At 71.2% G+C, this 23660-nt stretch carries 21 protein-coding genes and 1 riboswitch; of the genes, 6 read left to right on the plus strand and 15 right to left on the minus strand.

The genetic code is table 11. The features are described from left to right. Positions 1–37: 37 nt before the first annotated feature. The 3 genes from IO39_RS46745 to IO39_RS46755 all read right to left on the minus strand — a co-directional run bounded on the left by IO39_RS46745 (position 38) and on the right by IO39_RS46755 (position 3620). Complete coding sequence (locus IO39_RS46745) at positions 38–805, minus strand: SAM-dependent methyltransferase (RefSeq protein WP_043639307.1); 768 nt, start codon at positions 803–805, stop codon at positions 38–40. A 189-nt stretch (positions 806–994) separates the two neighbouring features. Continuing rightward, positions 995–2332: a class II 3-deoxy-7-phosphoheptulonate synthase gene (locus tag IO39_RS46750; RefSeq protein WP_043639310.1), complete on the minus strand. Its 1338-nt coding sequence runs from the start codon at positions 2330–2332 to the stop codon at positions 995–997. 91 nt (positions 2333–2423) lie between these two features. After that, positions 2424–3620, minus strand: coding sequence for an FAD-dependent oxidoreductase (locus IO39_RS46755; protein ID WP_043639314.1), 1197 nt, complete (start codon positions 3618–3620; stop codon positions 2424–2426). Between the two features lie 120 nt (positions 3621–3740). Between IO39_RS46755 and IO39_RS59545 the strand changes: the two genes are divergently transcribed. Together IO39_RS59545 and IO39_RS46765 are read left to right on the plus strand one after the other, a co-directional pair. Then, positions 3741–4022: a hypothetical protein gene (locus IO39_RS59545; protein ID WP_052424248.1), complete on the plus strand. Its 282-nt coding sequence runs from the start codon at positions 3741–3743 to the stop codon at positions 4020–4022. Between the two features lie 16 nt (positions 4023–4038). After that, positions 4039–6630 (plus strand): M64 family metallopeptidase, encoded by a 2592-nt coding sequence (locus IO39_RS46765; RefSeq protein WP_157549889.1) that lies wholly within the window; start codon positions 4039–4041, stop codon positions 6628–6630. On the opposite strand, the gene IO39_RS53895 is transcribed toward IO39_RS46765, so the two are convergent. From IO39_RS53895 to IO39_RS46800, 6 genes are read right to left on the minus strand one after another with little or no spacing between them, the layout of a single operon-like run. Further along, on the minus strand, positions 6511–7569 hold the full coding sequence (locus tag IO39_RS53895; RefSeq protein WP_084774661.1) for a phosphotransferase family protein: 1059 nt from the start codon (positions 7567–7569) through the stop codon (positions 6511–6513). The two genes, IO39_RS46765 and IO39_RS53895, sit on opposite strands and share 120 nt — an antisense overlap. Positions 7570–7587: 18 nt before the next feature. Beyond that, positions 7588–8586, minus strand: a complete 999-nt coding sequence (locus tag IO39_RS46780; RefSeq protein WP_043639321.1) for a LacI family DNA-binding transcriptional regulator — start codon at positions 8584–8586, stop codon at positions 7588–7590. Next, on the minus strand, positions 8567–9976 hold the full coding sequence (locus IO39_RS46785) for a GH1 family beta-glucosidase (RefSeq protein WP_043639323.1): 1410 nt from the start codon (positions 9974–9976) through the stop codon (positions 8567–8569). Before IO39_RS46785 ends, IO39_RS46780 begins: the two co-directional genes overlap by 20 nt. After that, on the minus strand, positions 9973–10800 hold the full coding sequence (locus IO39_RS46790) for a carbohydrate ABC transporter permease (RefSeq protein ID WP_043639327.1): 828 nt from the start codon (positions 10798–10800) through the stop codon (positions 9973–9975). Before IO39_RS46790 ends, IO39_RS46785 begins: the two co-directional genes overlap by 4 nt. Beyond that, entirely contained in the window at positions 10797–11753 is a 957-nt protein-coding gene (locus IO39_RS46795; RefSeq protein ID WP_043639331.1) for a carbohydrate ABC transporter permease, read from the minus strand. Before IO39_RS46795 ends, IO39_RS46790 begins: the two co-directional genes overlap by 4 nt. Before the next feature lie 57 nt (positions 11754–11810). Further along, complete coding sequence (locus tag IO39_RS46800; RefSeq protein WP_043639333.1) at positions 11811–13148, minus strand: ABC transporter substrate-binding protein; 1338 nt, start codon at positions 13146–13148, stop codon at positions 11811–11813. Between the two features lie 415 nt (positions 13149–13563). On the opposite strand from IO39_RS46800, the gene IO39_RS46805 reads away from it, so the two are divergent. After that, on the plus strand, positions 13564–14316 hold the full coding sequence (locus IO39_RS46805) for a hypothetical protein (RefSeq protein ID WP_043639335.1): 753 nt from the start codon (positions 13564–13566) through the stop codon (positions 14314–14316). A gap of 45 nt (positions 14317–14361) precedes the next feature. On the opposite strand, the gene IO39_RS46810 is transcribed toward IO39_RS46805, so the two are convergent. Both IO39_RS46810 and IO39_RS46815 read right to left on the minus strand, forming a co-directional pair. Further along, complete coding sequence (locus IO39_RS46810) at positions 14362–15012, minus strand: 2'-5' RNA ligase family protein (RefSeq protein ID WP_169789241.1); 651 nt, start codon at positions 15010–15012, stop codon at positions 14362–14364. 430 nt (positions 15013–15442) lie between these two features. Then, positions 15443–16306 (minus strand): LysR family transcriptional regulator, encoded by an 864-nt coding sequence (locus IO39_RS46815; protein ID WP_043639340.1) that lies wholly within the window; start codon positions 16304–16306, stop codon positions 15443–15445. Positions 16307–16364: 58 nt separating this feature from the next. Here IO39_RS46815 and IO39_RS46820 point away from each other — a divergent pair, with 58 nt between their 5' ends. Then, positions 16365–17195 carry an alpha/beta fold hydrolase gene (locus IO39_RS46820; RefSeq protein ID WP_084774664.1) on the plus strand — a complete coding sequence of 277 codons (831 nt, stop codon included), beginning with the start codon at positions 16365–16367 and terminating at the stop codon, positions 17193–17195. 183 nt (positions 17196–17378) lie between these two features. On the opposite strand, the gene IO39_RS46825 is transcribed toward IO39_RS46820, so the two are convergent. The 3 genes from IO39_RS46825 to IO39_RS46835 all read right to left on the minus strand — a co-directional run bounded on the left by IO39_RS46825 (position 17379) and on the right by IO39_RS46835 (position 20220). Next, entirely contained in the window at positions 17379–18080 is a 702-nt protein-coding gene (locus IO39_RS46825) for a CHAP domain-containing protein (RefSeq protein WP_043639346.1), read from the minus strand. A gap of 12 nt (positions 18081–18092) precedes the next feature. Beyond that, positions 18093–18229: riboswitch (cyclic di-AMP (ydaO/yuaA leader) on the minus strand. 116 nt (positions 18230–18345) lie between these two features. Next, complete coding sequence (locus tag IO39_RS46830; RefSeq protein WP_169789242.1) at positions 18346–19299, minus strand: Gfo/Idh/MocA family protein; 954 nt, start codon at positions 19297–19299, stop codon at positions 18346–18348. Positions 19300–19410: 111 nt separating this feature from the next. Continuing rightward, the gene (locus tag IO39_RS46835; RefSeq protein WP_439331509.1) at positions 19411–20220 is read right to left on the minus strand and encodes an aldo/keto reductase; all 810 of its coding nucleotides are present in this window, start codon (positions 20218–20220) and stop codon (positions 19411–19413) included. 110 nt (positions 20221–20330) lie between these two features. Here IO39_RS46835 and IO39_RS46840 point away from each other — a divergent pair, with 110 nt between their 5' ends. After that, positions 20331–21272 carry a hypothetical protein gene (locus IO39_RS46840; protein WP_052424249.1) on the plus strand — a complete coding sequence of 314 codons (942 nt, stop codon included), beginning with the start codon at positions 20331–20333 and terminating at the stop codon, positions 21270–21272. Continuing rightward, entirely contained in the window at positions 21273–22439 is a 1167-nt protein-coding gene (locus tag IO39_RS46845) for a DUF6716 putative glycosyltransferase (protein ID WP_043639358.1), read from the plus strand. On the opposite strand, the gene IO39_RS46850 is transcribed toward IO39_RS46845, so the two are convergent. Then, the gene (locus IO39_RS46850) at positions 22423–23658 is read right to left on the minus strand and encodes a polysialyltransferase family glycosyltransferase (protein WP_043639360.1); all 1236 of its coding nucleotides are present in this window, start codon (positions 23656–23658) and stop codon (positions 22423–22425) included. The genes IO39_RS46845 and IO39_RS46850 overlap by 17 nt on opposite strands. Positions 23659–23660 lie beyond the last annotated feature (2 nt).

Below are 23660 nucleotides of genomic sequence, written 5' to 3' on the forward strand. Positions count from 1 at the left end.
GCGCCGGCGTCAGCGCCCTCGTGACCCGGCACGGGCGTCAGAGCTTGCGGCCGACGCCCACGTAGCCGAAGGTGACGTTGTCGTCGAAGAGGTCGGTGTCGCCGGGACGCCAGGCGCCCGGGACCGTCAGACCGGGCTCGGCCAGCTCGTACCCGTCGAAGAAGCGCTCGATCTCCTCGCGGGTGCGCAGGTTCAGCGAGGCCGTGGCCTTCTTGTAGATCTCCAGCGCCTGCGGGGTGGTGTCCGGCGTGGTGTCCACCGCGTGGCTGATCACCAGGTGGCTGCCGGGGGCGCTGCGCTCGCGCAGCTTCGTCACCACGTCATAGGCGATCTCGTCGGGGATGAAGTGCAGGATCGCCAGCATCAGGAACGCCACCGGCCGGCTGAAGTCGACCAGGCCGTCCAGCCGGTCCAGCAGCGCGTCCGGGTCGCGCACGTCGGCCTGGAGGAAGTCGACGTTGTCCTTCCTGGCCAGCAGCGCCCTGCCGTGCACGCACACCACGGCGTCGTAGTCCACGTAGACCACGCGCGCCTCCGGCGCGATCTCGTGCGTGTTGCCCTGGGTCGGCAGGCCGGCGCCGAGGTCGACGATCTGCCGTACGTCCTGGTCCACCACGTACCGGACGGCGCGGCGCAGGAACGCCCGGTTGGCCCGGGCGCCCTCCTTGGTGTGGGGGAACGTCTTGAGGATCTGCTCCGCCGCTGCCCGGTCGGCCGCGAAGTTGTCCTTGCCGTCGAGGTAGTAGTCGTACATCCGTGCGACGTTGGGGACGTTCGGGTCGACCCCCTCCGGAGCACTATCCACGTTTTCTCCCGAAATATGGTCTCTTTCGGGCGATCATAGCCGCGGAACCCCGCCCACCACGGGGTTTTCGTCCCGCTCGTGAATGAGACCTGAATCACTCGACGGCGCTCGTGACGCCGCCGCACGACGAAACGCGGGCCGGAGCGCTCTCCGGCCCGCGTCGGGGAATCGGGTGTCTGAGGGGCGGTGTCAGCCGCGGTAGAGCTCGGCCACCCGGAAGGCCAGGTCCAGCGACTGGCCGCGGTTGAGCCGCGGGTCGCACGCCGTCTCGTAGCGCGTGGCGAGGTCGGCCTCGTTGATCTCGTGGCCGCCGCCCACGCACTCGGTCACGTCGTCGCCGGTGAACTCGATGTGGATGCCGCCCGGGTGCGTGCCCAGCGACCTGTGCACCTCGAAGAAGCCCGCCACCTCGTCGAGCACGTCGTCCACGCGCCGCGTCTTGTGCCCGCTCGGCGCCTCGAACGTGTTGCCGTGCATCGGGTCGCACAGCCACACCACCTTGGCCCCGGTCGCGGTGACCTCCTTGACCAGCGCGGGCAGGTGCTCGCGGATCTTGGAGGCGCCCATCCGGGTGATGAACGTGAGCCGCCCGGGCTCGTTGGCCGGGTTGAGCTTGTCGATCAGCGCCAGCGCCTCGTCGGGCGTGGTGGTCGGGCCCAGCTTGACGCCGATCGGGTTGCGGATCCTGGCGAAGAAGTCGACGTGCGCGCCGTCGAGCTGGCGGGTGCGCTCGCCGATCCAGACCATGTGCGCCGACACGTCGTAGGGCAGCCCCGTACGCGAGTCGATGCGCGTGAGCGCCCGGTCGTAGTCGAGGATCAGTGCCTCGTGCGAGGAGTAGAACTCGACCGTGTGGAACTCCTCGGGATCGGCCCCGCAGGCCCGCATGAACGCCAGCGCCTGGTCGATCTCCCTGGCCAGCTGCTCGTAGCGGCGCCCGGCGGGCGACTCGGCCACGAAGTCCTGGTTCCACGCGTGCACCTGCCGCAGGTCGGCGTAACCGCCCTTGGTGAACGCGCGCGCCAGGTTGAGCGTGACGGCCGACGAGTGGTATGCCTTGAGCAGCCGCCACGGGTCGGGCCTGCGGGCCTCGGGGGTGAAGTCGAACCCGTTGACCATGTCGCCACGATAGGCGGGCAGCTCGACGCCGTTGCGCACCTCGGTGCCCTTGGACCGGGGCTTGGCGAACTGACCGGCCACCCGGCCGATCTTCACCACGGGCACCCGGCCCGCATAGGTCAGCACGATGGCCATCTGCAGCAACGTCTTCAGCTTTTGGCGCACGTTGTCGGCCGTGGCGCCGGCGAAGGTCTCGGCGCAGTCGCCGCCCTGAAGGACGAACGCCTCGCCGCGGGCGACGGCGGCCAACTGCTCCTTGAGCTGGTCGCACTCGCCGGCGAAGACCAATGGGGGCAGGCCGCCGAGCTCGGCGACAACCTTGTCGAGCTCGCCGCGGTCCGGCCAGTCGGGCTGCTGCGCCGCGGGGAGGGCTCGCCAGGAATCGAGATCCACTAGATTGCTGCTCACGAGATACGAGGGTATGCCACTGGGTCCGTCCCACCGACCCCCTTGTCCACGTTGTGAGAATGCGGTTGTGCGCGCACGAACCCAGGGCAGGTCAAAGTTCCTTTACCCGCACGTGTTCCGGCAGCACGCCCTGCCCCAGAAATCGCGGGGCCACCCGCTTGAACACCGGGATCCTCGTCAGGTCGCGCGGGAGCCGGGTCGGGTCCAGCCGCCGGGTCAGCGCGGGAGTGATCACCCGGCTCTGCACCAGCCGCTGCGCCGCCTGGGTGATCCGGGTCGGCGGCATGCGCCGGCGCTGCACCCGGTGGAGCAGTGACTCGGGGATCGGCGCGCCCGACCGCAGCGCGCCCGCCAGCAGGTTGGCGGCGGCCACCGCGTCCTGCACGGCCAGGTTGATGCCCACCCCGAACACCGGCGACATGGCGTGCGCGCTGTCGCCGATGCACAGGAAGCCGGGCCGGTGCCAGCGGCGCAGCCGGTTGAGCGCGACCGTGAGCACGCTGACGTCGTCGAAGCCCTCGATCTGCCCGACCCGGTCGGCCAGCCACGGCAGCAGCCGGGCCACCGGGCGGCGCAGCGCGTCGATGCCCTGCCCGGTCAGCTCGTCGTAGCCGCCCTTGCGGATCAGGTACGCCAGCTGCCAGTAGCTCTCCCTGTTGATCGCCACCATCATGTGCGGCGGCGAGACCCGCAGGAACGTGTCGTCACGATCGTCCTGGTGGCGCGGCAGCCGGAACCACACGACGTCCATCGGCGCGCCCAGCTCCTCGGCCCGCAGGCCCGCCGGCTCGCGCAGCACCGAGTGCCGGCCGTCGGCGGCCACCGTCAGCTCCGCCCTGATCTCGTGCTCGCCCGACCCGTCCCGGTAGCGCAGCCCGCGCACCGCGCCGCCCTCGCGGATCAGGTCGTACGCCTCGGCGTTCATCAGCAGCCGGAAGCCGGGGTAGCGCCCGGCGGCCGACGTGAGGAGCTTGAGGAAGTCCCACTGCGGCACGAAGGCCATGTAGCGGAACCTGCCCGGCAGCCGCTCCAGGGTGGCCAGCTTGATGTCGCCCCGGTCGGAGACGAGGCTGAGGGAGCGGGCCTTCCGGTGCGGGAGTTGCAGGAACTCCCCGGCCAGTCCCAGCTCGTCGAGCACCTGGAGGGTCGAGGGGTGGATCGTGTCACCCCTGAAGTCGCGCAGGAAGTCGCCGTGCTTCTCCAGCAGCGTCACCTCGACGCCCGCTCTGGCCAGCAGCAGCGCCAGCATCGCCCCGGCGGGACCGCCGCCGGCTATTACACATCCCATAATTCATCATCCGATGAGATTGTCTCTCATGCGATGCGAAAAGGGAAGGCTCCCGGCCATCCGGCATGCCCGACCGGCCGAAGTACAGGCGTGAGCCGCCTCTCACACCGGGAGTGGACGATGAACGACGAGCTCCACGCCCTCTCTGGCGCCTACGCCGTGCACGCACTGCCGTACGCCGAGTGGGTGCGGTTCGACCGGCACCTGCGCGCGTGCGCCGGCTGCGCGACCGAGGTGCGCCGGCTGCGGGAGACGGCCGCGCGCCTGGCGGAGGCCGTCGCCCAGCCGCCGCCCGCCCGGCTGCGCCCGCGCCTTCTCGACGCCGCCCGCCGCTCCACCCACCCGCCCCCTGCGCGCCGGCCCGGAGGAGGTCACGGAGGAGGTCACGGAGGAGGTGACTGAGGAGGTGACTGAGGAGGTGACTGAGGAGGTGACTGAGGAGGCCACAGAGGAGCTCATGGAGCTCACCGCGGTGCTGGCCGCGCCCGACGCCGAGACCGTGCGCCGGCCCATCACCTCCGGCGGCACGGGCACGGTCGTGATCTCGCGCTCGCGCGGGCGCCTGGTCTTCGCCTCTTCGGGCCTGCCGGAACTGCCCGAGTCGCGCGGGTACGCGTTGTGGCTGATGGGCCCGGACGGGCCGCGTCCCGCCGGGCTGCTCGACCGGCGTGCCGGGTGGACGGGCGGGGCCGGGTGGTCCGATAGTGCGATCATGCGTACCTTCGCGGCCCTGACACTGGCCGCCGCACTGTTATCCGCAACCCCCGCAACCCCCGCCGCCGCCCAGACCGCCGCCGGGCCGGAAGCGGCGAGCGTGGTGCCCGTGCAGGTCACCGGCGCGCCGGCGAAGAGGTTCAACCTGATCATCATGGGCGACGGCTACACCGAGGCCGAGCAGGACGAGTTCCGTGCCGACGCCGACCGGCACCTCAACGTGATGTGGTCGATCGAGCCGTTCAAGTCCTACCGCAACTACGTCAACGTCTACCGCGTGGACATCGTCTCGGGGGAGTCGGGCATCAGCTGCGACCCCGGCCTGGACGCCCCGCGCCGTACGACGCCGCTGAGCATGGGCTTCTGGGGCCGGTGCAACCCGGACAGCGTGCAGCGCCTGATCACCATGGACAACGCCGCCGCCACCCGCTACGCCGACCTGGTCACCGGCACCTCCGCGGGCAACCGGCAGATCCTCGCGCTGGCCAACAGCGGCACGTACGGCGGCGCGGGCGGCGCGTACGCCACCGCCTCGGGCAGCAACAGCATGTCGGCCCTGATCAGCCCGCACGAGCTGGGCCACTCCCTGGGCGGCCTCCAGGACGAGTACGACTACTACCAGCGCGGCGTCCCCGGCGGCACGTACCCGGGCCCCGAGCCGTCCAGCGCCCACCACACCCTGCTGACCGAGCAGGAGATGCGCGACCAGCGGCGCAAGTGGTGGCGCTGGCTGGGCGAGCCCAGCGAGTCGGGCGGCCCGATCGGCCGCTACGAGGGCGGCCTCTACTACACCGGCGGCGTCTGGCGGCCCAGCGCCCACTCGATGATGAAGACCCTCGGCTACTACTTCGACCAGGTCAGCCGCGAGGTCATGGTGCAGCGCATCACCGCCAAGACCATGGTCATCCAGGACGCCACGCCGTCGGACAGGCCCGTCGGGGCCGACCGGGTCCTGTGGGTGGAGCCGATGCGCCCGGTCAGCCACTCCCTGACCACCACCTGGCGGGTGGACGGCCGGGACCTGCCCGGCGACCGCGACTCCCTCGACCTGCGCACGCTCGGCCTGTCCCCGGGGACGCACACGGTCACCGCCACCGTCTCCGACCCGACCGCGTTCGTCAGGGACCCGGCGATCCGGGCGGCCATCACCAGGACCCGCACCTGGACGGTGGACACCTCGATCACCACCCCGCCCGACGGCACGCAGCCCGCGTTCGTCTCCTCCACCCCCACCGACCGGCCGCTCGGCCGCGACGACGTCGTGTACGTCGAGACCACCCACCCGGCCGCCACCGTCCCCGAGGTGACCTGGACGCTGAACGGCGTCCGCCACACGGGCACTGACCTCGACCTGGGCGAGCTGGACCTGGAGCCGGGCACGCACACCCTCACCGCGAGCCTCGCCGGGCGCAGCCTGACCTGGACGATCGACGCCACCGGGCCGGCCACGGCGTACGAGCTGTCGCGCCCGCTGGCCAGGTCCGGCGACACCTACGTCTACAACGGCCCCTTCACCATGCGGCTCACCGGGGACGACGACCGCGACGGTCACGTGGTCTCGGAGTCGCGGGTGGACGGCGACGGCTGGTTCAACTACTTCGGCTGGCCCACCTCCTCGAAGCTGCCGTGGACGTTCTCCGAGCAGGGCACGGTGATCGACTCCCTCGTGTACGGCAGGCTGCCGCGCGGCCGGCACACGATCGAGTACCGCTCGATCGACGCCGCCGGGAACTACGGCGCGGCGGGGAGCTTCACCGTCACGACGATCGCCCCGCCGCCCGCCTGCACCCGCACCCTCACCGGCGCGCACCGGGGCCCGCTCGTCGTCGCCGGCGGCGTCACCTGCCTCGACCGCGCCGAGGTCACGGGGGCGGTCACGGTCCGGCCGGGCGCCTCGCTCGTGATGACCGGCGGCCGGATCACCGGCGCGCTCGACGCGGCCGGCCCCGGCCAGGTGCACCTGCTCGGCGGGCGCGTCGACGGGGCGCTCGGCGTGCGCGGCGCCGCCACCCTCACGATCGTCGGGGCCGACCTGCGCGGCGCCGCGCTGCTGGCCGGGAACGCGGCGGCGATCCTGTCGGGCAGCACGGTCAGGGGCGCGCTCGCGTGCGCCGGCGAGCCGCCCGCGGACCTCGGCGTGCCCAACACGGTCAAGGGCGGCGACGCGTGCGGCGACCTACCCGACCGGACCGGCCCCGACCGGACCGGCCCCGACCGGACCGGAGCCCGGGAGACCGGCCGGGCCGGCGGAACCGGGGGAGGTGCGTACGAGGCGGTCCAGCACGCCGGTCAGTGAGGCCGTCGCGGCCCGGTGGATCCTGGCGTAGTCGTCGGGCGGATACTGCCGGGGCCCGTTCTCGATGAGCAGGATCAGATAGAGGTAGGCACGATAGAGGTCGAGCCTGGTCAGCGCCGCCGGAGTCAGCTCCAGCGGCGTGACCTCGCGATAGCCCGCCAGCAGCGGGTCGTCCTCCGTCAGCTCACCGAAGATCGTCGGCGTGACGAACTCCGCGATCGGGTCGCCCCAGAAGGCCCGCTCGTGGTCGATGATCGCCTGGATCCGCGGCGTGCCGCTCAGGTCGAGGAAGACGTTGCCGGCCCACACGTCGAAGTGCACCAGCCGCGGCGTCGTCACCTCGTCGAGGGCGGGCGCCGCGGCCTCGAACACCGCCATGATCTCGGCGACCGGCCGGGGCAGCGCCGTCGGGTAGCGCTCGGTGTCGCCGAGCAGCGCCCGCACCATGGCCAGGAACGCCGCGCGCCAGGTGGCGCCCGTGATCCCGGCGTGCGGGTAGCCGAACACCTCGCCGGTCACCGAGTTGAACCGGGCCAGATGCCCGCCCAGCTCCCTGCGCAGCGCGTCGCCGCCGTCGGGCTTGACGTCGTTCCACGACACCCCGTCCAGCGCGGACAGCAGGAGGTAGTCGCCGCCCAGCACCGGGTCGTCGAACCCGGCCCGCAGCAGCCCGGCCACGGGCACGCCCGCCGCGGCGGCCAGCCCGATCGCGTCGGCCTCCATGCGCAGCAGGTTGCGCTCGTAGCTGAGCTGCTGGAGGTCGGGCGGGGGAGACAGCTTGAGCACCGCCTCGCGCCCGTCGTCGAGCTTCAGCCGCCAGACGGCGTTGGCGTAGCCGTCGGTCAGCTCGGTGGCCGACGTGACGCCCGAGCCGATCGCGCGGCGGATGAGAGCATCCAGCTCGGCATCCGATAACCGGCGCTTCGTCCTGCTGTCCACGGAACCTCTCTCGGTGTCTCAGGCGGTCTCTCTGCGCACCAGGTGGGTGTCGAGGATGACGACGGGCTGGCGCAGTTCCTCGCCGTTGATCCGGGCCACCAGCAGCTGGGCCATCTGCCGGCCCATGGACTCGGTCGGCTGGTGCACGGTGGTCAGCGGCGGGTCGGCGTGCAGCGCCGCCTTGGAGTCGTCGAACCCGATCACCGCCACGTCGCCGGGGATCGCCCGCCCCGCGGCCTTGAGCACGCGCATCGCGCCCAGCGCCATCGGGTCGGACGCGGCGAACACCGCGTCGAGGTCGGGATGGGCCCGCAGCAGCTCGGTCATCGCCGCGGCCCCGCTGTGCTCGGAGAAGTCGCCGTACGCCACCAGCTCCGGCAGGCCGGAGGGCAGCAGCGCGTCGCGGTAGCCCGACAGACGGTCGACGCCCACCCCCATGTCCTGGGAGCCGGCGATCGTGGCGATGCGGGTGCGGCCCAGGCTCAGCAGGTGCTTGACCGCCTGCCGGGCCCCCGCCCGGTTGTCCATGTCGACGTAGCTGTAGGGATCGAGGCCGACGGGGCGGCCGCCCAGCACGGTCGGCACGCCCATCGCCTCCAGCCTGCCCGGCAGCGGGTCGGCGCCGTGCAGCGACAGCAGCAGCACGCCGTCGACGTGCTGGCCCGTCAGGTAGTGCTCGAGCCGCGCGTGCTCCTCAGGGGTGCGGGCCATCGCCAGCAGGAGCTGCAGCCCGGTCTCGGCCAGCGCCGAGCCGATGCCGCGGATGGTGCCCGCGAAGTAGGGCTCGTCGAAGAGCCGGAACTGCGACTCGGACACCACCAGCGCGACCGTGTCCGTGCGGCGCGTGACCAGGGCCCGCGCCGCACGGTTGGGCACATAGCCCAGCTCGCGGATGGCCAGCTCGACGGCCTCGCGGGCCTTCGCGCTGACGTTCGGCGAGCCGTTGATGACTCTCGACACCGTGCCCCGGCCCACCCCGGCCCGAGCCGCGACTGCCTCAAGAGTCGGTCGGTTCATGGCGCCTATTCTGCCGGATGATCTCCGAGTACCAGAGCGCGCTGTCCTTGACCACCCGCTCCTGCGTCTCGAAGTCCACGCGAACCAGGCCGAACCGCTTGCCGTAGCCCCACGCCCACTCGAAGTTGTCCATCAGCGACCAGGCGAAATAGCCTTCCAGGGGCACGCCCGCGTCGATGGCCTCCTTGCAGGCGCCCAGGTGCGCCTCCACGTACGCCTGCCGCTCCCGGTCGTGGACGCGGCCCTCGTCGAGCACGTCGTCGAAGGCCGCGCCGTTCTCGGAGACCACCATCGGGATCGGCGGGTACTCCCGCGCCACTCTGGTGAGGATCTCCGTCAGGCCGCCCTCGTCGATCTCCCAGCCCATCGCGGTGACCGGCCGGCCGCCGTTGACGAACGAGACGTGCTCGCTGCCGACCCACGGAGAACCCGTGTCCGTGGGGGCCGCCGCCGCCGACTGCGCGCCGCCCGGTGCTCCGGAGACCGTGAAGCGGCTGTAGTAGTTGACGAGCAGCACGTCGATCGGGGCGCCGATGGTCTTCATGTCGCCCGGCTCGATGAAGCCGAGGTCGAAGGGCAGGTCGGCGAGCACGTCCTCCGGGTAGCGGCCCAGCAGCAGGGCGTCCAGGAAGAACCGGTTCTGCAGGCCGTCGATGCGCCGGGCCGCGTCCAGGTCGCGCTCGCTGTCGGTGGCCGGCGAGATCGCGTACAGGTTCACGCAGCCGCCGACGCGCCGGGCGTTCATCGCCTGCACGGCCAGGCCGTGCGCCAGGTTGAGGTGGTGCGCGCCCCTGATCGCGTTCTCCGGCTCACGCCTGCCCGGGGCGTGCTCGCCCGAGGCGTAGCCGAGGAACGCGGCGCACCATGGCTCGTTGACGGTGCTGAAGGTGTGCACGTAGTCCTTCAGCGCGTCGTGCACCGCCGCCGCGTAGTCGGCGAAGCGGTAGGCCGTGTCCCGGTTGGGCCAGCCGCCCTGGTCCTCCAGCGCCTGGGGCAGGTCCCAGTGGTAGAGGGTCAGCCAGGGGTCGATGGCGTTCTGGCGCAGCTCGTCGGTGAGCCGCTTGTAGAAGTCCAGGCCCTTCTGGTTGATCTGCCCCGAGCCGGTCGGCTGGATGCGGGGCCAGGAGACGGAGAACCGGTAGGCCGACAGGCCCAGGTCCGCCATGATGGCCACGTCTTCCCGGTAGCGGTGGTAGTGGTCGATGGCCACGTCCGCGTTGTGCCCGTTGAGCACCCGTCCCGGTGTCTTGGTGAAGGTGTCCCAGATCGACGTGCCCCGCCCGTCCTCGGCGACGGCCCCTTCGATCTGGTACGCCGACGTCGCGGCCCCCCACGCGAAGCCCGCGGGGAAGCGCAGCCCGGTACGCGTCTGTTCTTCTTGAGTCGTCACGCCTTGACCGCACCTTCCATGAGTCCGCCGACGATCTGACGGCCGAAGAGGACGAAAACCACGATGAGCGGGATGATGGACAACGCCGTGCCCGCGAAGATCAACGAGTACTCCGTGGAGAACCGGGCGTTGAGCGAGTTGATCGCGATCTGCACCGTCGGGTTCTGGTTGGCCACGATCAGCGGCCACATGTAGTCGTTCCACATGAGCATGAACGTGTTGATGCCGAGCACCGCCATGCCGGGCCGCACCGCGGGCAGCACGACGTTCCACCAGATGCGCAGGGTCGCCGCGCCGTCCACCCGGGCGGCCTCGACCAGCTCCATCGGCACGGACTGCCGGGTGTACTGCGTCATCAGGAACACGCCGAACCCGTTGAGCAGGTACGGCAGGATGACCGCCTTGAGGGTGTTCGTCCAGTCCAGCGCCACCATGAGCCGGTAGAGCGGCACCACGCCCATCTGCTGCAGCGGCACCGCCATCGTCAGCAGCACGAGCAGCAGCAGCGCGTTGCGGCCCTTGAAGTTCAGGTTCGCGAACGCGAAGCCGGCCAGCGTCGAGATGAAGATGACGGAGATGGTGACGACGGTCGCCACGATGAACGAGTTCGTCAGGCCCTGCACGAACTGGGCCTCGGGGTGGGTGAGCACCGCGACGATGTTGTCGCCCAGGTTGCCGCCCGGCAGCAGCGCCGGCGGCACGCTCACCGCGTCGGAGTTCGTGCGCGAGGCGATGACCAGCATCCAGTACAGCGGGAAGGCCGACAGCACGATGGCCATCCCCAGCATCACCCTGGTCAGGACGGTGGGTTTCCAGATGGTCACTTCGTGCCCCCGATCCTGCGCACGAACAGGAAGTTGATCGCCGCCCCGATGAGAATGAGCAGGAACAGCAGCCAGGCGGCCGCGGAGGCGTAACCGAAGTCGAACTCGCGGAAGGCCTCCTTGTAGATGAACATCGCCACCGTCTGGAACTGGCCCTGCGACCCGCCGTCGGGGTTGCCGTTGTAGAACGTCATGGGCTCGGCGAACAGCGTCAGGCCGCCGATCGTGGAGTTCAGCACCACGAAGATCATGGTCGGGCGCAGCATCGGCAGCGTGATCTGCCAGAACTGCCGGCGCCGGGACGCGCCGTCGATCGAGGCGGCCTCGTACAGGTCGCGCGGGATCGTCTGCATGCCGGCCAGGAAGATGATCGCGTTGTAACCGGTCCAGCGCCAGTCGACCATCGTGGCGATCGCGATCCACGACGGGACGCGCTCGGCCCGCCAGTTCGTGGCGTCGACCCCGAACCAGCTCAGGATGTAGTTGACCAGGCCCCAGTCACGGGCGAAGAGCTGCGTGAACACCACCGCGACCGCGACCACCGACGTGACGAGCGGGAGCAGCACGCTCATCCGGATCGCCAGGCGGAACTTCAGGCGCTTGTTCAGCGCGTTGGCCAGGAACAGGGCCAGCAGCATCTGGGGGACGGTGGCGATGATGAACATGCTCACCGTGTTGACCGTGGCGCGCCAGAAGTCGTCGTCGCTCAGCAGCGAGGTGTAGTTGCCCAGCCCGGCCCACTCGACCGTCCCGGTCAGGTCGTAGTCGTAGAGCGAGTAGTAGAGCGTGAAGGCCAGCGGGAAGAGCCCGAAGGCGGCGAACAGGATGAAGTACGGGGACACCAGGGCGTACGGCATCGCCTTGACGTCCAGCCGGGAACGCCAGCGGCGGCCGGGCGGGCGGGCACGGCGGTGGTTGTTCCGCGCCGCCCGTGGAAGGGTGTCGAGACTCATGTCAGACCTTTCGGCGGCAACAAGCCCGGCCCGCGCTCGGCGGGCCGGGCGGGAGGATCAGCCCGCGGCCTTGACCGCGTCGTCGACCAGCTGCTGCCAGGCCTTGTCGTAGGGGACGGAGCCGTCGTCCATGCCCTGGATGACCGACTCGATGGCGTTCTTGACCTGCGCGTGCTTCACACCGAGGAAGACCGGCTGGAGGCTGGAGGCGGACTTGGCGAAGATCTCACCGATGGGGGCGTCGTCGAAGAACTCGTTCTTCGCGCCCTGCACCGCCGGGTCCTGCTGGGCCTTGGTGTTGCTCGGCATGTTGCCGAAGTCGGTGAAGATGCTCGCCTGGGTCTGCGCCTGCGTCAGGTAGTCGGCCACCATGGCCGCTTCCTTCGGGTGCTTGGACTGCTTGGGCACGGCCAGCCAGGAGCCGCCCCAGTTGCCGCCGCCGCCGGGCACCGAGGCCACGTCCCACTTGCCCTTGGCGTCGTCGCCCGCGTTGCCGCTGACCACGCCGAGCATCCAGGACGGGCAGCCGACCGTGGCGAACGAGCCCTTCTGGGTGCCCGTCGCCCACTCGTCGGTGAAGTTGCGCAGCTTGGCGGTCAGGCCCTGCTGGCTCATCTTCTGGGCGAAGTCGAAGCCCGCCTTCACCGCCGGGTTCTTGTCGACGATGAGGTTGTTGTCCTTGTCGAAGTAGGTGACGTTGCCGTTCTTGGCCGCCTCCTGGTACAGGACCACCTGGTAGAGGGTGTTCGTCCCGTCGGCGAACTTGGTGTCCTTCACCTTGTCCTGGAACTTCTTGGCGACGTTCATGTACTCGTCCCACGTCGGCCACAGGGCGCTGACCTCGTCACGCTCGGTCGGCAGACCGGCCTTCTCGAACAGGTCCTTGCGGTAGCAGATGCTCATGCCGCCGATGTCGGTGCCCAGGGCGAACAGCTTGCCGTCGGCGGCCACGCCGTTCTCCCACTTCCAGGCGGGGAAGTCGCCCTTGCGCGACTCCAGGCCGTACTCCTTCAGGTCGGCCCACCACTCGGTGCGCGCCTTGGCCAGGCCCATGCCGCCCTCGTCGATGCCGACCACGTCGCCCGCGCCGCTGCCCGAGGTCAGCCACTGGATCATCTGGGGCCAGTACTGCTGCTCGAACTGGTCGGTCAGGTTCTCGTGCTTGATCTGGATGTCCTTGTGCTCGGCATTCCACTTCTCGACGGCGTTCTTGTAGCCGAAGTTGCTGCCGCCGCCGAAGGTCTGCACGCGAATCGTGATCGGCTCGGCCGCTCCGGAGGAGGCCGGCGCGCTGGACTGCGTGCCGGTGCCGGAGCTGCTACAGGACGCGACGGCCAGCGCCGCCGCGGCCAGGGCCGAGGCCGCGGCGAGACCACGGCGCTTGCTGATCATCATGGTGGACCCCTTCTCGGGTGAATGGTGGGGGGAAGCACCGCGGCATGCACTCAGCCGCGGTGGGAGTCTTTGGGAGCGCTCCCACAAAGGGTGCACTTGTGGGGTCTGCGCGTCAATCCCGCGAAACGTAACCGTTACCAATGGTGCGGTTTAGCACTCAAAAACAGGATTTTTGGCGCGAAAACACCCAAAGAGCTGATTGGGAGCGCTCCCACCTCAAGAGGCACCTTTTGTGTCACATCAAGGGCATGTCACCCGCAACACCGCGCCCTTTCCCCCGGTCACACCCCCGGTCACCCCCCGATCGCCGGGGTCGCCGCGGGCGCGCGGCGCCGCGCATCATCCGGGTAACGATTGCCGGCGGGCCGGAGCTTGGGCTCCAGGTCGTGACCCCGCTCCGGCATGATCGCCTGCCATGAAGAAGACGATCTTATTGGCGGTGGCCTGCGCCGCCGCGCTGACGACGGCCGCCGCGCCCGCCCAGGCCGCGCCAACCCAAGCCGGGCCCGCCCAGGCCGCGCCCAAGGACCCGGTCGCCGCGCTGAAGGCCAAGCTCGCCCCCGGCCGCGGCGTGCACTTCACCGACACCGTCACCTGGTCCGACGGCACCAACTCGCAGGGCACCCGGGACAGCAAGGGCTCCTTCCAGTTCGGCGAGAAGGGCGTCGTCGGCTTCGACTTCTCCTGGAAGTACGGCGACGAGCAGCGGCGGACGATCGCCATCGGCAAGACCGCCTACCACTCGGGCGGCGTTTACGCGAGGCTGATGCCCGAGGGCAAGACCTGGTTCAAGAGGGCCGGTGGCGGCATGCCCGACTCCTGGGCGCAGTTCATCAACCCGGCCGAGCCCAAGACCCTCGCCAAGCTCATCGGGAACGGCAGCACCAAGGGGCGCTCCGTCACCGGCACGATCACGGTCAAGGAGCTCAGGAAGGTCTCGGACTGGGTCGCCCGGGCGGGCATCCGCAAGGAGGACCACGGCGTCAAGGTCGACTACACCCTCACCCTGGCCGCGTCGGGGCTGGTGAGCAGGGTGCAGAGCACGTACGCCATAAAGGTGGAGGGGGAGCCCAACATCGTCACCGTGGACAGCCGTTACACCGGGTGGGGCGGCAAGGTGTCGATCAAGGCGCCGGCCCCCGGCACGGTGACCACCTCCTTCCGCTGACCCGCGGAGCCCTTCCGGCCCCGCGGGGCTTCGGAGGAAGCGCTCTCAAGGCCCCGGGCGCTGCCCCGGCACGGTGGCGGACAGCGGGAGGGTCGCCTTGGTGGCCCAGCGGTAGAGGTGGTCGTCGCGCTCCAGGACGATGAGCTGGACTCCGCGCACGGTGACCGTCACCGGCTCGGACCGCACGCCGCCGAGCGCCCGCGCGTACGGCTCCATCGGGCCGTCGGCGTTGCTGTAGGCGATGCTCACGTGCGGGACCCATCGCTCCTCACGGCCGGGCACCCGGCCGTGGCCCAGCACGCCGGCGATCGTCTCGCGCAGGGCCCGCCGCAGCGCCCGCAGCGGCCCGGCCGGCCGGACCTCGAACCGCAGCGACTCCGGGGCGATGACCGGCCGGGTGAAGGTCAGCCGGATCGGCGCCGCGCAGGTCAGCCGGCCCGCCGCCACCCCGGCGACGGCGGTGAGGTCGGCGTCGCCCACCTCGTCGGTGAAGCCGACGTCCTGGAGGGTCAGATGCAGCCAGCGGTACGGGATCAGGTCGAGGCCGTCCAGGGCCGACAGGGGCGCCTGATAGGCGGCGACCAGCCGGTGGAGCGCCGGCTGGTCCTGGAAGGTGAGGTGGAAGGCGTAGGTGCGGCGGCCGGCCCGCCATCCGGGCCGCCACCACCAGTGATCGCGCATCCGGGCCTCAGCCACGCCTTGAGCCTTCCGATCGTCGGGACCGCGGGACGGGAGTGAACGATCCGCCCGAGCCGGCGGCCGGGGCCGGGGCGGCGTGGCGGACGGGCCGCCGGCGGGCGGGTCCGGGAGCGGGGCCCATGACGGTGTGCCGGGCCGTACGGCGCAGGGAGGAAAATCGGGGGGTGGCATCGCGTGTCCCTTTCTCGCCCGGGGAGGGCGGACAGGCGCGTCCGCGTTTCGCCGCCCATTCTCCCTCCGGGAACGCTCCGCTGTGGGCCATTCACACAGAGTCAGAAGAATTCTCACCCGAGCCTCACGCCCCTGGCGGGGCGGGCGGCGTCGGCACGGGCTCTGCAGGGCGAAGGTGGCCGGCTCGCCCGGGAAGGCGCCTGCCGGATCTGCAGGGTGAAGGCGGCCGGCTCGCCCGGGAAGGCGTGTGCCGGGTCTACACGGCGAAGGCGGCCAGCTCGTCCAGGAAGGCGCGTGCCGTGGGCGCGCAGTCCGACAGCGACGGGACGGCCAGCGCCAGCGACCGCGTCATCGCCGGCTCCAGCGGCCGGGTGACCACCGAGGGCAGGTCGGCGGGCAAACCGAGCGTGGGCACGATGCTGACCCCCAGCCCCGCGGCGACCATCTCCAGGATGGCGGCCGGCCCGCTGGCCTCGTAGGCGACCTCCAGGTCGGCGCCCGCCGCCTGCGCCGCCCCCATGATCAGCGGCCGGCAGCCGGCGGTGGTCAGGATGAACGGCCGTCCGGCCAGGTCGGGCAGGCGCACGGCCCTGCGGCCGGCCAGCGGATGGCCCGCCGGTAGCACGGCCACCATGTCGTGGGTGCTGAGGTGGGCGGTGTGGAAACCGGGGGCGGGCAGGGTGACGACACCGACCTCGGCGGCGCCACGGCGCAGCCATTCGCGGATGTCGTCGTCCACGCCCTCGAACAGGCGGACGCGGACCTGCGGGTAGCGGTCGGTGAAGGCGCGCAGCAGCCGGGCGACGAGCGTGCCGGTGGCGCTGGGCAGGCTGGCCAGGCGCAGCTCGCCGGTGATGCTGCCGGTGGCGGCGGCGACGTCGGCGCGCATGAGGTCGAGGTGGCGCAGCGCCGCGCGGGCGCGGGCCAGCGCGCGGCGGCCGGCCTCGGTCAGGGCGATGCCGTCGCGGTGGCGTACGAACAGGGCCCCGCCCAGCTCGCGCTCCAGGGTCGCGACGGCCCGGCTGACGGCGGGCTGGGACATGCCGAGCTGTTCGGCGGCGGCGGTGAAGCCGCCGTGGTCGGCGACCGCGACCAGCACGCGGAGCTGCGCCAATGTCATACCGGCATACCTTAGTTGGTATTTGACGGGGCATAGAGCAGAACACGATGGTTATGGCATGTCCAAGCGAATGACGATCGACGTTGACGGGCGGCAGGCAGGCTATCTGACGGCGGGCACGCGGGGCCCGGTGGTGCTGCTGGTGCACGGCACGTACTGGAGCAGGGTGTGGGAGCCGGTGATCGACCGGCTGGCGGCGGCCGGGTTGCGGCCGGTCGCGGTCGACCTGCCGGGCCTGGGACGCTCGGAGGGAGAGCTGACGCCGGAGACCGCGACGGTGCCCGCGCTGGCGGAGTGGGTGGGCCGTTTCGCGGCGGCGGTGGGGGCGGCGGAGCCGCTCGCCGTGGCCGGGCACGACATCGGCGGCGCGATCGCCCAGCACCTGCTGGCCGGCGGGGTGGCGAAGGTGTCCGGGCTGGCGCTGGTCAACTCCGTCACCTACGACTCCTGGCCGGTGCCGGGGGTGGCCAGGTTCCGCGATCCCGAGGTGGTGGCGGCGACGACGGCCGAGGAGGTGCTGGCCGCCCGGCGCACGGCCGTGACGGCCGCGCTGGCCCGCCCGGCGACGGAGGAGGAGCTGGCCGACTACCTCTCGCCCTGGCACGACCCGCGGGTCTGCCGGTCGTGGCTGGCGCTGGCGGGCGCGGCCGACAGCCGTTACACCCTCGACCTGGTGCCCGCGCTGAGGGCGGACCGGACGCCCAAGCTGCTGGTGTGGGGGGAGGACGACACCTTCCAGGAGGTGCGCCACGCGGAGCGCTTCGTCTCGGAGATGCCCGGCTCCCGGCTGGTGCGCGTCCCGGCGGCGGGCCACATCCCGATGGAGAACGACCCGGAGCGGGTGGCGTCGGCGCTGGCCGAGTTCTTCCTGGAGTGCACCGGCTCGTGACGGGCCGGTCCGATGGCCCGGTGTGACAGGCGGTCCGGCAGGCAGGCTGACACGTCGGTGGCGACGGGCCGGTCCGATGGGCCGGTGTGACGCGTCCGGGAACGCGACGAGCGCGCGCCCCCGCAAGGGGACGCGCGCTCGGAAGTCACACGGAAGGCAAAGAGCCTGTCAGGCCAGGCGCCGTCAGCCGGCGTACTGCGGGTAGCCGTAGCCGACGACCTGCGACTTGGGACGGATGCGCTCCTCGACCTTGCCGTTGCCGGTGTTGCCCTCGATCGTGGAGATGGTGCCGTTCTGGTTGTCCTTCACGACGAAGCCGACGTGCTGGATGTCGCTGAGGCTCTTGCTGCCGCTCCACGAGAAGAAGACCACGGCGCCGGGCTTGGCGACGGTGCCCCAGCGGTCGTTGGCGGCGAACCACTTGGCGTGGGCGACGGTGTAGGCGTCCCAGCCGACCTGCGGGCGGGCGCCGGTCTGCTCGCCGACCCAGGAGACGAACATCGAGCACCAGGGGGCGTTCACGTACGCGGTGCGGTTGCCGCCGTCACGGGCGATGGTCTCGGCGGCGCGCTGCGAGGCGGCGTACCACTGCTGGTACTTGGTGCCGCCACCGGCGGCGTTCTCCGAGGTGCCGACCTGCGACTTGGCCAGGGCCAGAACCTGGTCGGCGGTGACGTTGACCTTGGTCTCGGTACGGTCGTCGGTCGCGGCCTTGTGGGCGGCGACGGCCGTGGCCGGGTGCTTGGCGGCGGTGGCCGCGGCTACTCCGGTGGCGGTGTCCGCGTGGGCGGCGGCGGTGACGCCGAGGCCCGAGGCGAGGACGGTCGCGCCGAGAGCGGCGCGCGTGAGGTTCTTCTTGACAGCGTCGATACGGTGCTTGGCCATCGAGGGGGTTACTCCTTGCTTCCATGCCGCTTACCGGGTTAGCTGACGGGTTCGGGCGTGGAAGCTGCCCTACGGCACCTAGGTGCCGATTCACCCCAAAGGACATGGGTCCCCGGTTCCGCGTGAAGCGGATTCAGCGGTCACAGGACGATCCTGTGATCTATCGTGCGATGGTCAGACATAGCCGGACAAACCGGACGTATGCCTCAAGGTGCCTCATAAGGTAATACATGAGGCAAGAGGATTACAAATCCATAAAGCGCAGCTAGGCAAGTTGCCTGCGAGCGTCGGCCAGAAGTCCCATCATCGCAAGGGATTCGTCAAGGGGCATGATCGAGGATTCGGTCCTGCCCTCGGCCGTGGCGGCGCGGACTTCTCGAAGCTCACCGGCGTATCCGTTGTCGGCCGGATCGAGCACATGCTCTTCCGGCTCCATGGAGGGCCCGGTGAGGACGATTCGCTGCGGTGCCCAGAACGGCGCCTGGAGGTCCGCCCGCATCTGACTACCTACAACACACGCCTGGTTGGGGTAATTCCCGAGCAATGAAGCGGCCACGAGAGCGTGTCTCCCGCCGGGGTAATGCAACAGGCCGGCCACCTCCGCGTCCACTCCCGTCGGGGCCAGGGAGCCGGTGACGTGCAGGCCGGTGGGCATGCCCAGCAGCAGCTGGGCCAGCCCGAACGGGTAGATCCCCAGGTCGAGCAGGGCGCCGCCGCCCAGCTCCGGCGCCCACAGCCGGTGGGCCGGGTCGTAGGGCGCGGCGAAGCCGAAGCTCGCCTGCACCGAGCGGAGGTCGCCGAAGCGCTCGTCGGCCGCGATGCGCTGGATGAGCGGGTTGAAGCGCATCCACATGGCCTCCATGAGGAACACGCCCGCCTCTCGCGCCAGGCGCACCATCTTCTCCGCGTCGTCCACGGTGGCCGCCAGCGGCTTCTCGCAGAGCACGGCTTTACCTGCGGCGATGGCCGCCTCGGCGACCTGGAGGTGCTGGGCGTGCGGCGTGGCCACGTAGATCGCGTCCACGGCCGGGTCGGCGCACAACTGCTCGTACGAGCCGTACGCCGACTCCGCCCCCAGCGTGGCGGCCAGGGCACGGGCCCTGGCCAGGTCTCTCGAACCGACGGCGGCCACCCGCATGCCGGGCTCCGCCACGATGGCGGCGCCCACGGTGCGGGCTATGCCGCCGGTCGCCGCAATTCCCCAAGTGAAATCTCGCACGCGGCAGATCGTATCCCGAAAGGTAAAATTCCGGTCATGTCGGGATGAATCGGCATTACCTTTCCGGGACCACTCCGGAGTAAATCATGGAACGTCAGTCACAAACGTCACTCAGGCCGCGTTGAACGTCTCGGGATCGGGGCCGAGCCGCTGTCCCTTGTTCAGCGCGCCGATCGCCGCCATGTCCTCGGTGTCGAGGATGAAGTCGAAGACGTCGATGTTCTCCGCGATGCGCGCCGGCGTCACCGACTTGGGGATGACCACGTTGCCGAGCTGCAGATGCCAGCGCAGCACGATCTGCGCGGGCGTCTTGCCGTATTTGCCGGACAGCACCGCCAGGGCCGGGTCGTTCAGCAGCCCCTTGCCCTGCCCGATCGGGCTCCACGCCTCGGTGAGGATGCCGTTGGCCTCGTGGAAGGCCCGCATCTCCCGCTGCTGCAGGTAGGGGTGGAGCTCGATCTGGTTGATGGCCGGGGTGATCTCGGTCTCCTCCATCAGCCGGGTGAGCGTGGCCACGGTGAAGTTGGAGACGCCGATGGCCCTGGCCCGGCCGTCACGGTGGACCTTCTCGATCTCCTTCCAGGCCTGCACGTACTTGTCCTGCGCGGGCACCGGCCAGTGGATGAGGAACAGGTCCACGTAGTCGAGGCCGAGCCGGGCCAGGCTCTCGTCGAAGGCCGCCTCGGCGCGGCCGTGGTCGCCGTTCCACAGCTTGGTGGTCACGAACACCTTCTCGCGCGGCAGCCCGCTCGCGCGCACCGCGCGGCCCACTCCCTCCTCGTTGCCGTAGGCGGCGGCGGTGTCGATGTGCCGATATCCGGCCTGCAGGGCGGTCGAGACCGCCTGCTCGGCCTCCTCTGCCGGGACCTGCCAGACTCCGTACCCGAGCTGCGGGATCTGGACGCCGGTCGTGCTGAGCATGAGCGAATTCATACCCTCCATTGTTCACGCAGCGTTTCTGGCGGCTTAAGCCGGTGGGGCTAGCTTGAAGCGGTCGTGAACGGGCCATCACCCCGCTGGGAGGGCAACGAGTGGTCGAACAGGCGTCGGCCTGGGTGGAGTCACCGCTCCAGATGCTGTGCGCCGTCGAGGCCCACCACGCCGGGCTCCTCGGCCCCGAGACGGTCGTCGTGCCGCGCGCGGGCCTGCGGCCGCTGAAGGCGACCAGGCGCGAGCTGCGCTCCCTGGGGCTGCCCGGGGGCCTGGAGCTGGCCGAGCCGCGCGAGCGCATGCCCAGGCGCGTGCAGGCCGTCGGCGACGCCTTCTCGGGCAAGGTGCAGCTGCGCTGGCTCGTCTCCAGCCCCGGCCGCATCGTCATCGTGGACGACGGGCTGGCCACGCTGCGGCTGCTGGAGCTGCTCGCCGGCGGGCCGCGCAAGCCGCTGCTGCGCGCCCGCGCCCGGCCGACCAGGCTGCGCGCCGCGCTGGGCCTGGCGGCGGCGCTGCGGCTGCGCCTGAGCAAGGTCTCCGTCTTCACCGCCCTGACCGTGGACGACAAGCTCGAACAGGCCGTCCGCGAGGCGGGCGTGCACCTCGTCCGCCACGACTTCGCCTGGCTGCGCTCCCAGCCGCCCAGCGCCCAGGGCCCCGCCGAGCGCACGGTCGTGCTCGGCACCTCGCTCGTGCGCAACGGCCTGGTCCACCGCGACCACTACCTGCGCTGGCTGACCGAGCTGGCCGCCCGCGAGCCGCTGGCGTACTATCCGCACCGCCGCGAGGACCCCGTGGACGTCGCGCTGATCCGGGAGCGCCCCGGCATCACCGTCCACGACGTCGGCGTGCCGGCCGAGCTGACGCTGCGCGGCCTGGAGTCCGGCCAGCGCGTGCTCAGCCTCCCCTCGACCGCGATCACCTCGCTGCGGGTGCTGCTCACCCCGCGCGGCGTCGCCGTCGAGCCCGTGGACGTTCCCGATGACTGGTGGACCAGCAGGGCGGCGCCCGCCCTGCGCTCGCATTTGACCGGAGTGTCCTAGGTGAAAGTGTTGGCGGTCGCCGACTCCGACTCGTATCTGAAATGGGCGGCCTGCCTGCTCGGTGACCTGCCCGCGGGCTGCGTGACGGAGCTGGTCGTGGTGCGCACCCCGATCGCCCCCTCGCCCGAGCAGATCGCCGCCGCGGTCGAGGGCCGGCCGGCCCCGCCGGTGCTGTCGGCGCGCTCGGTGCGCCGCCTGGCCGAGCGGATCCGTCCCGACGTGATCCTCGTGGCCTGCACGGGCCCGGTGGTGGACGTGCTGGTGGCCGAGGTGCTGGGCGACCTGAGCCCGCGGCCGGTGTTCGCCAGCGGGCTGCCGGGCATCTCGGTGCCGGCCACGGAGAAGGCGTGGCTGTTCCGCAGCGGCTGCGACCTGTTCGTGGTGCACAGCGAGCGGGAGGTGGCCGAGTTCTCGCGGATCGCCGCCCGGCTCGGCGGGGGAGGGGCGGTGGGCCTGGCCCGGCTGCCGTTCCTGCGGCCCGAACTGACCGCGCGGGGCGGCGACCGGGTGGTGTTCGCCACCCAGGCCAAGGTGCCGCGCGAGCGCGAGCAGCGCGAGCGCATCCTGACGTCGCTGGCCGAGCTGGCCGCCCGCCGCCCCGACCTGGACGTCGTGGTCAAGCTGCGCGCGCTGGAGGACGAGCGGCAGACGCACAACGAGCGCTTCCACTACCAGCGGCTGTGGCGAGAGATGGGCGAGCCGGGACGGCTGAGGTTCGCCGCCGGGTCCATGCACGACCAGCTCCGGCAGGCGGCCGGCTTCGTCACGGTCAGCTCGACGGCGGCGCTGGAGGCCGTCGCGATGGGCGTGCCGTCGCTGGTGCTGAGCGACTTCGGCGTCAGCGCCGAGATGATCAACCTGGTGTTCGAGGGCAGCGACCTGCTGGGCACGCTCGACGAGCTGGCGCAGGGCGACTTCCGCGCCGCCTCCGCCGCCTGGTGCGCGGCCAACTACTTCCACCCGGCCGAGCGCGACGACTGGGCGGCCCTGCTGGGCGGGCTGGTGGCCGAGGGGCCGCGGACGCCCGCCGTCTCGCTGCTCGACGGGCCGGAGCACGCGGCGGCGCGGCGCCGGGCCCGCCTCCGGGTGGAGGTGCCGCCCAGGATGTTGCGGGCGGGATACCGGGCCAAGCGCCGCATGCGCCGCTACCTCAGATCGCTGACCTGATCTTCCTGCGGAACCTGGTGAACGCGCTGGGCTTGTCGGCGAAGCCCAGCGTCTCCAGGCGCTTGCGCTTGTAGTAGCGCGGATCGAACGTGATGGCCTCGGGCCGCAGATCGGGATAGGTGTCGGCCTGCATGCAGTAGCCGACCGAGCGCACCAGCGCCTGGAGGTCGGTGACCGGCGGGCGCTCGATGTGCCCCTGCGCCGACAGCCGGGGCAGCATCGCGTCCACGATGGTGGCCGGGATCCTGTTGCTGTTCTCGTACGGCGTCAGCCGCTCCAGCACCAGGTCCGTCCCGTAGGAGGCCACCGGCAGCCCGAAGTAGCGCTGCGCGGTCACCAGCCCGGTCGAGAAGCAGCCCACGACCAGCTCCGGCCGCAGCGCCGCGAAGCACACCTCGGCCGGCACGCTCTCCCCGGCCACCGACAGCCGCACCCCCAGCGGCTCGGCCGCGGCGCGCATGAGCTGGGCGTGCCGGCGGCCCGCCGCCGGGTGCGGCTTGAACACGACGCTGGTGCAGCCGCGCGCGGCCAGCGCCTTCAGCATGCTCTCGTGCAGGCCGGCCTCCTCCTCCGGCGTGACGATCTCCAGCGCCGACAGGTACTGGCCGAGGATGATCGCCTGCCCGGCGAGCATGTCGGGGGCCGTGGCGGTGACCTCGTGCACGACCGACAGGAAACGCTCCTCGGGCAGGATCTCGGGGGTGACGCCGTACTCGCTGAGCAGCAGCGGCTTCAGGCCCGGCACCAGGTCGAGGTGGATCAGCCGGCCGATGCGGCGGAAGATCTCGGCCGGCAGCGGGTCGCGGGTCGGGCCGTAGCTCATCAGCCCGTCGGAGTAGACCGAGATCGGGCAGTCGCGCACCAGCCCCGCGATCGTCCGCGCCGGCGGCACCGCGATCGACTCCAGCACCAGCTCCTCCACCTCCTCCAGCCCCCAGTGGGAGCGGATGAGGCGCTCCATCATCGGCACCTCGATGACGCGCGCCCGCCAGTCGGAGGGGTGCAGCGGCGCGATCAGCTCGTTCCACGAGTGCACGGCGTCGAAGCGGGAGCGCAGCACGGCGAAGCCGGGCGTCTCGTCCAGCGGCGTCGCCACCTCGGGGATGGCCGCGTTGTTGGAGACGACCAGGACGCGGCGGCCGTCGCCGAACCGGCCGTCGTCGATCGCGGCCGCCAGCGACATCGCCCCGAACAACGTCGAGGCGTAGAAGAGCTTCACCT

This window comes from Nonomuraea candida, assembly GCF_000725485.1.
Classification (GTDB): domain Bacteria; phylum Actinomycetota; class Actinomycetes; order Streptosporangiales; family Streptosporangiaceae; genus Nonomuraea; species Nonomuraea candida.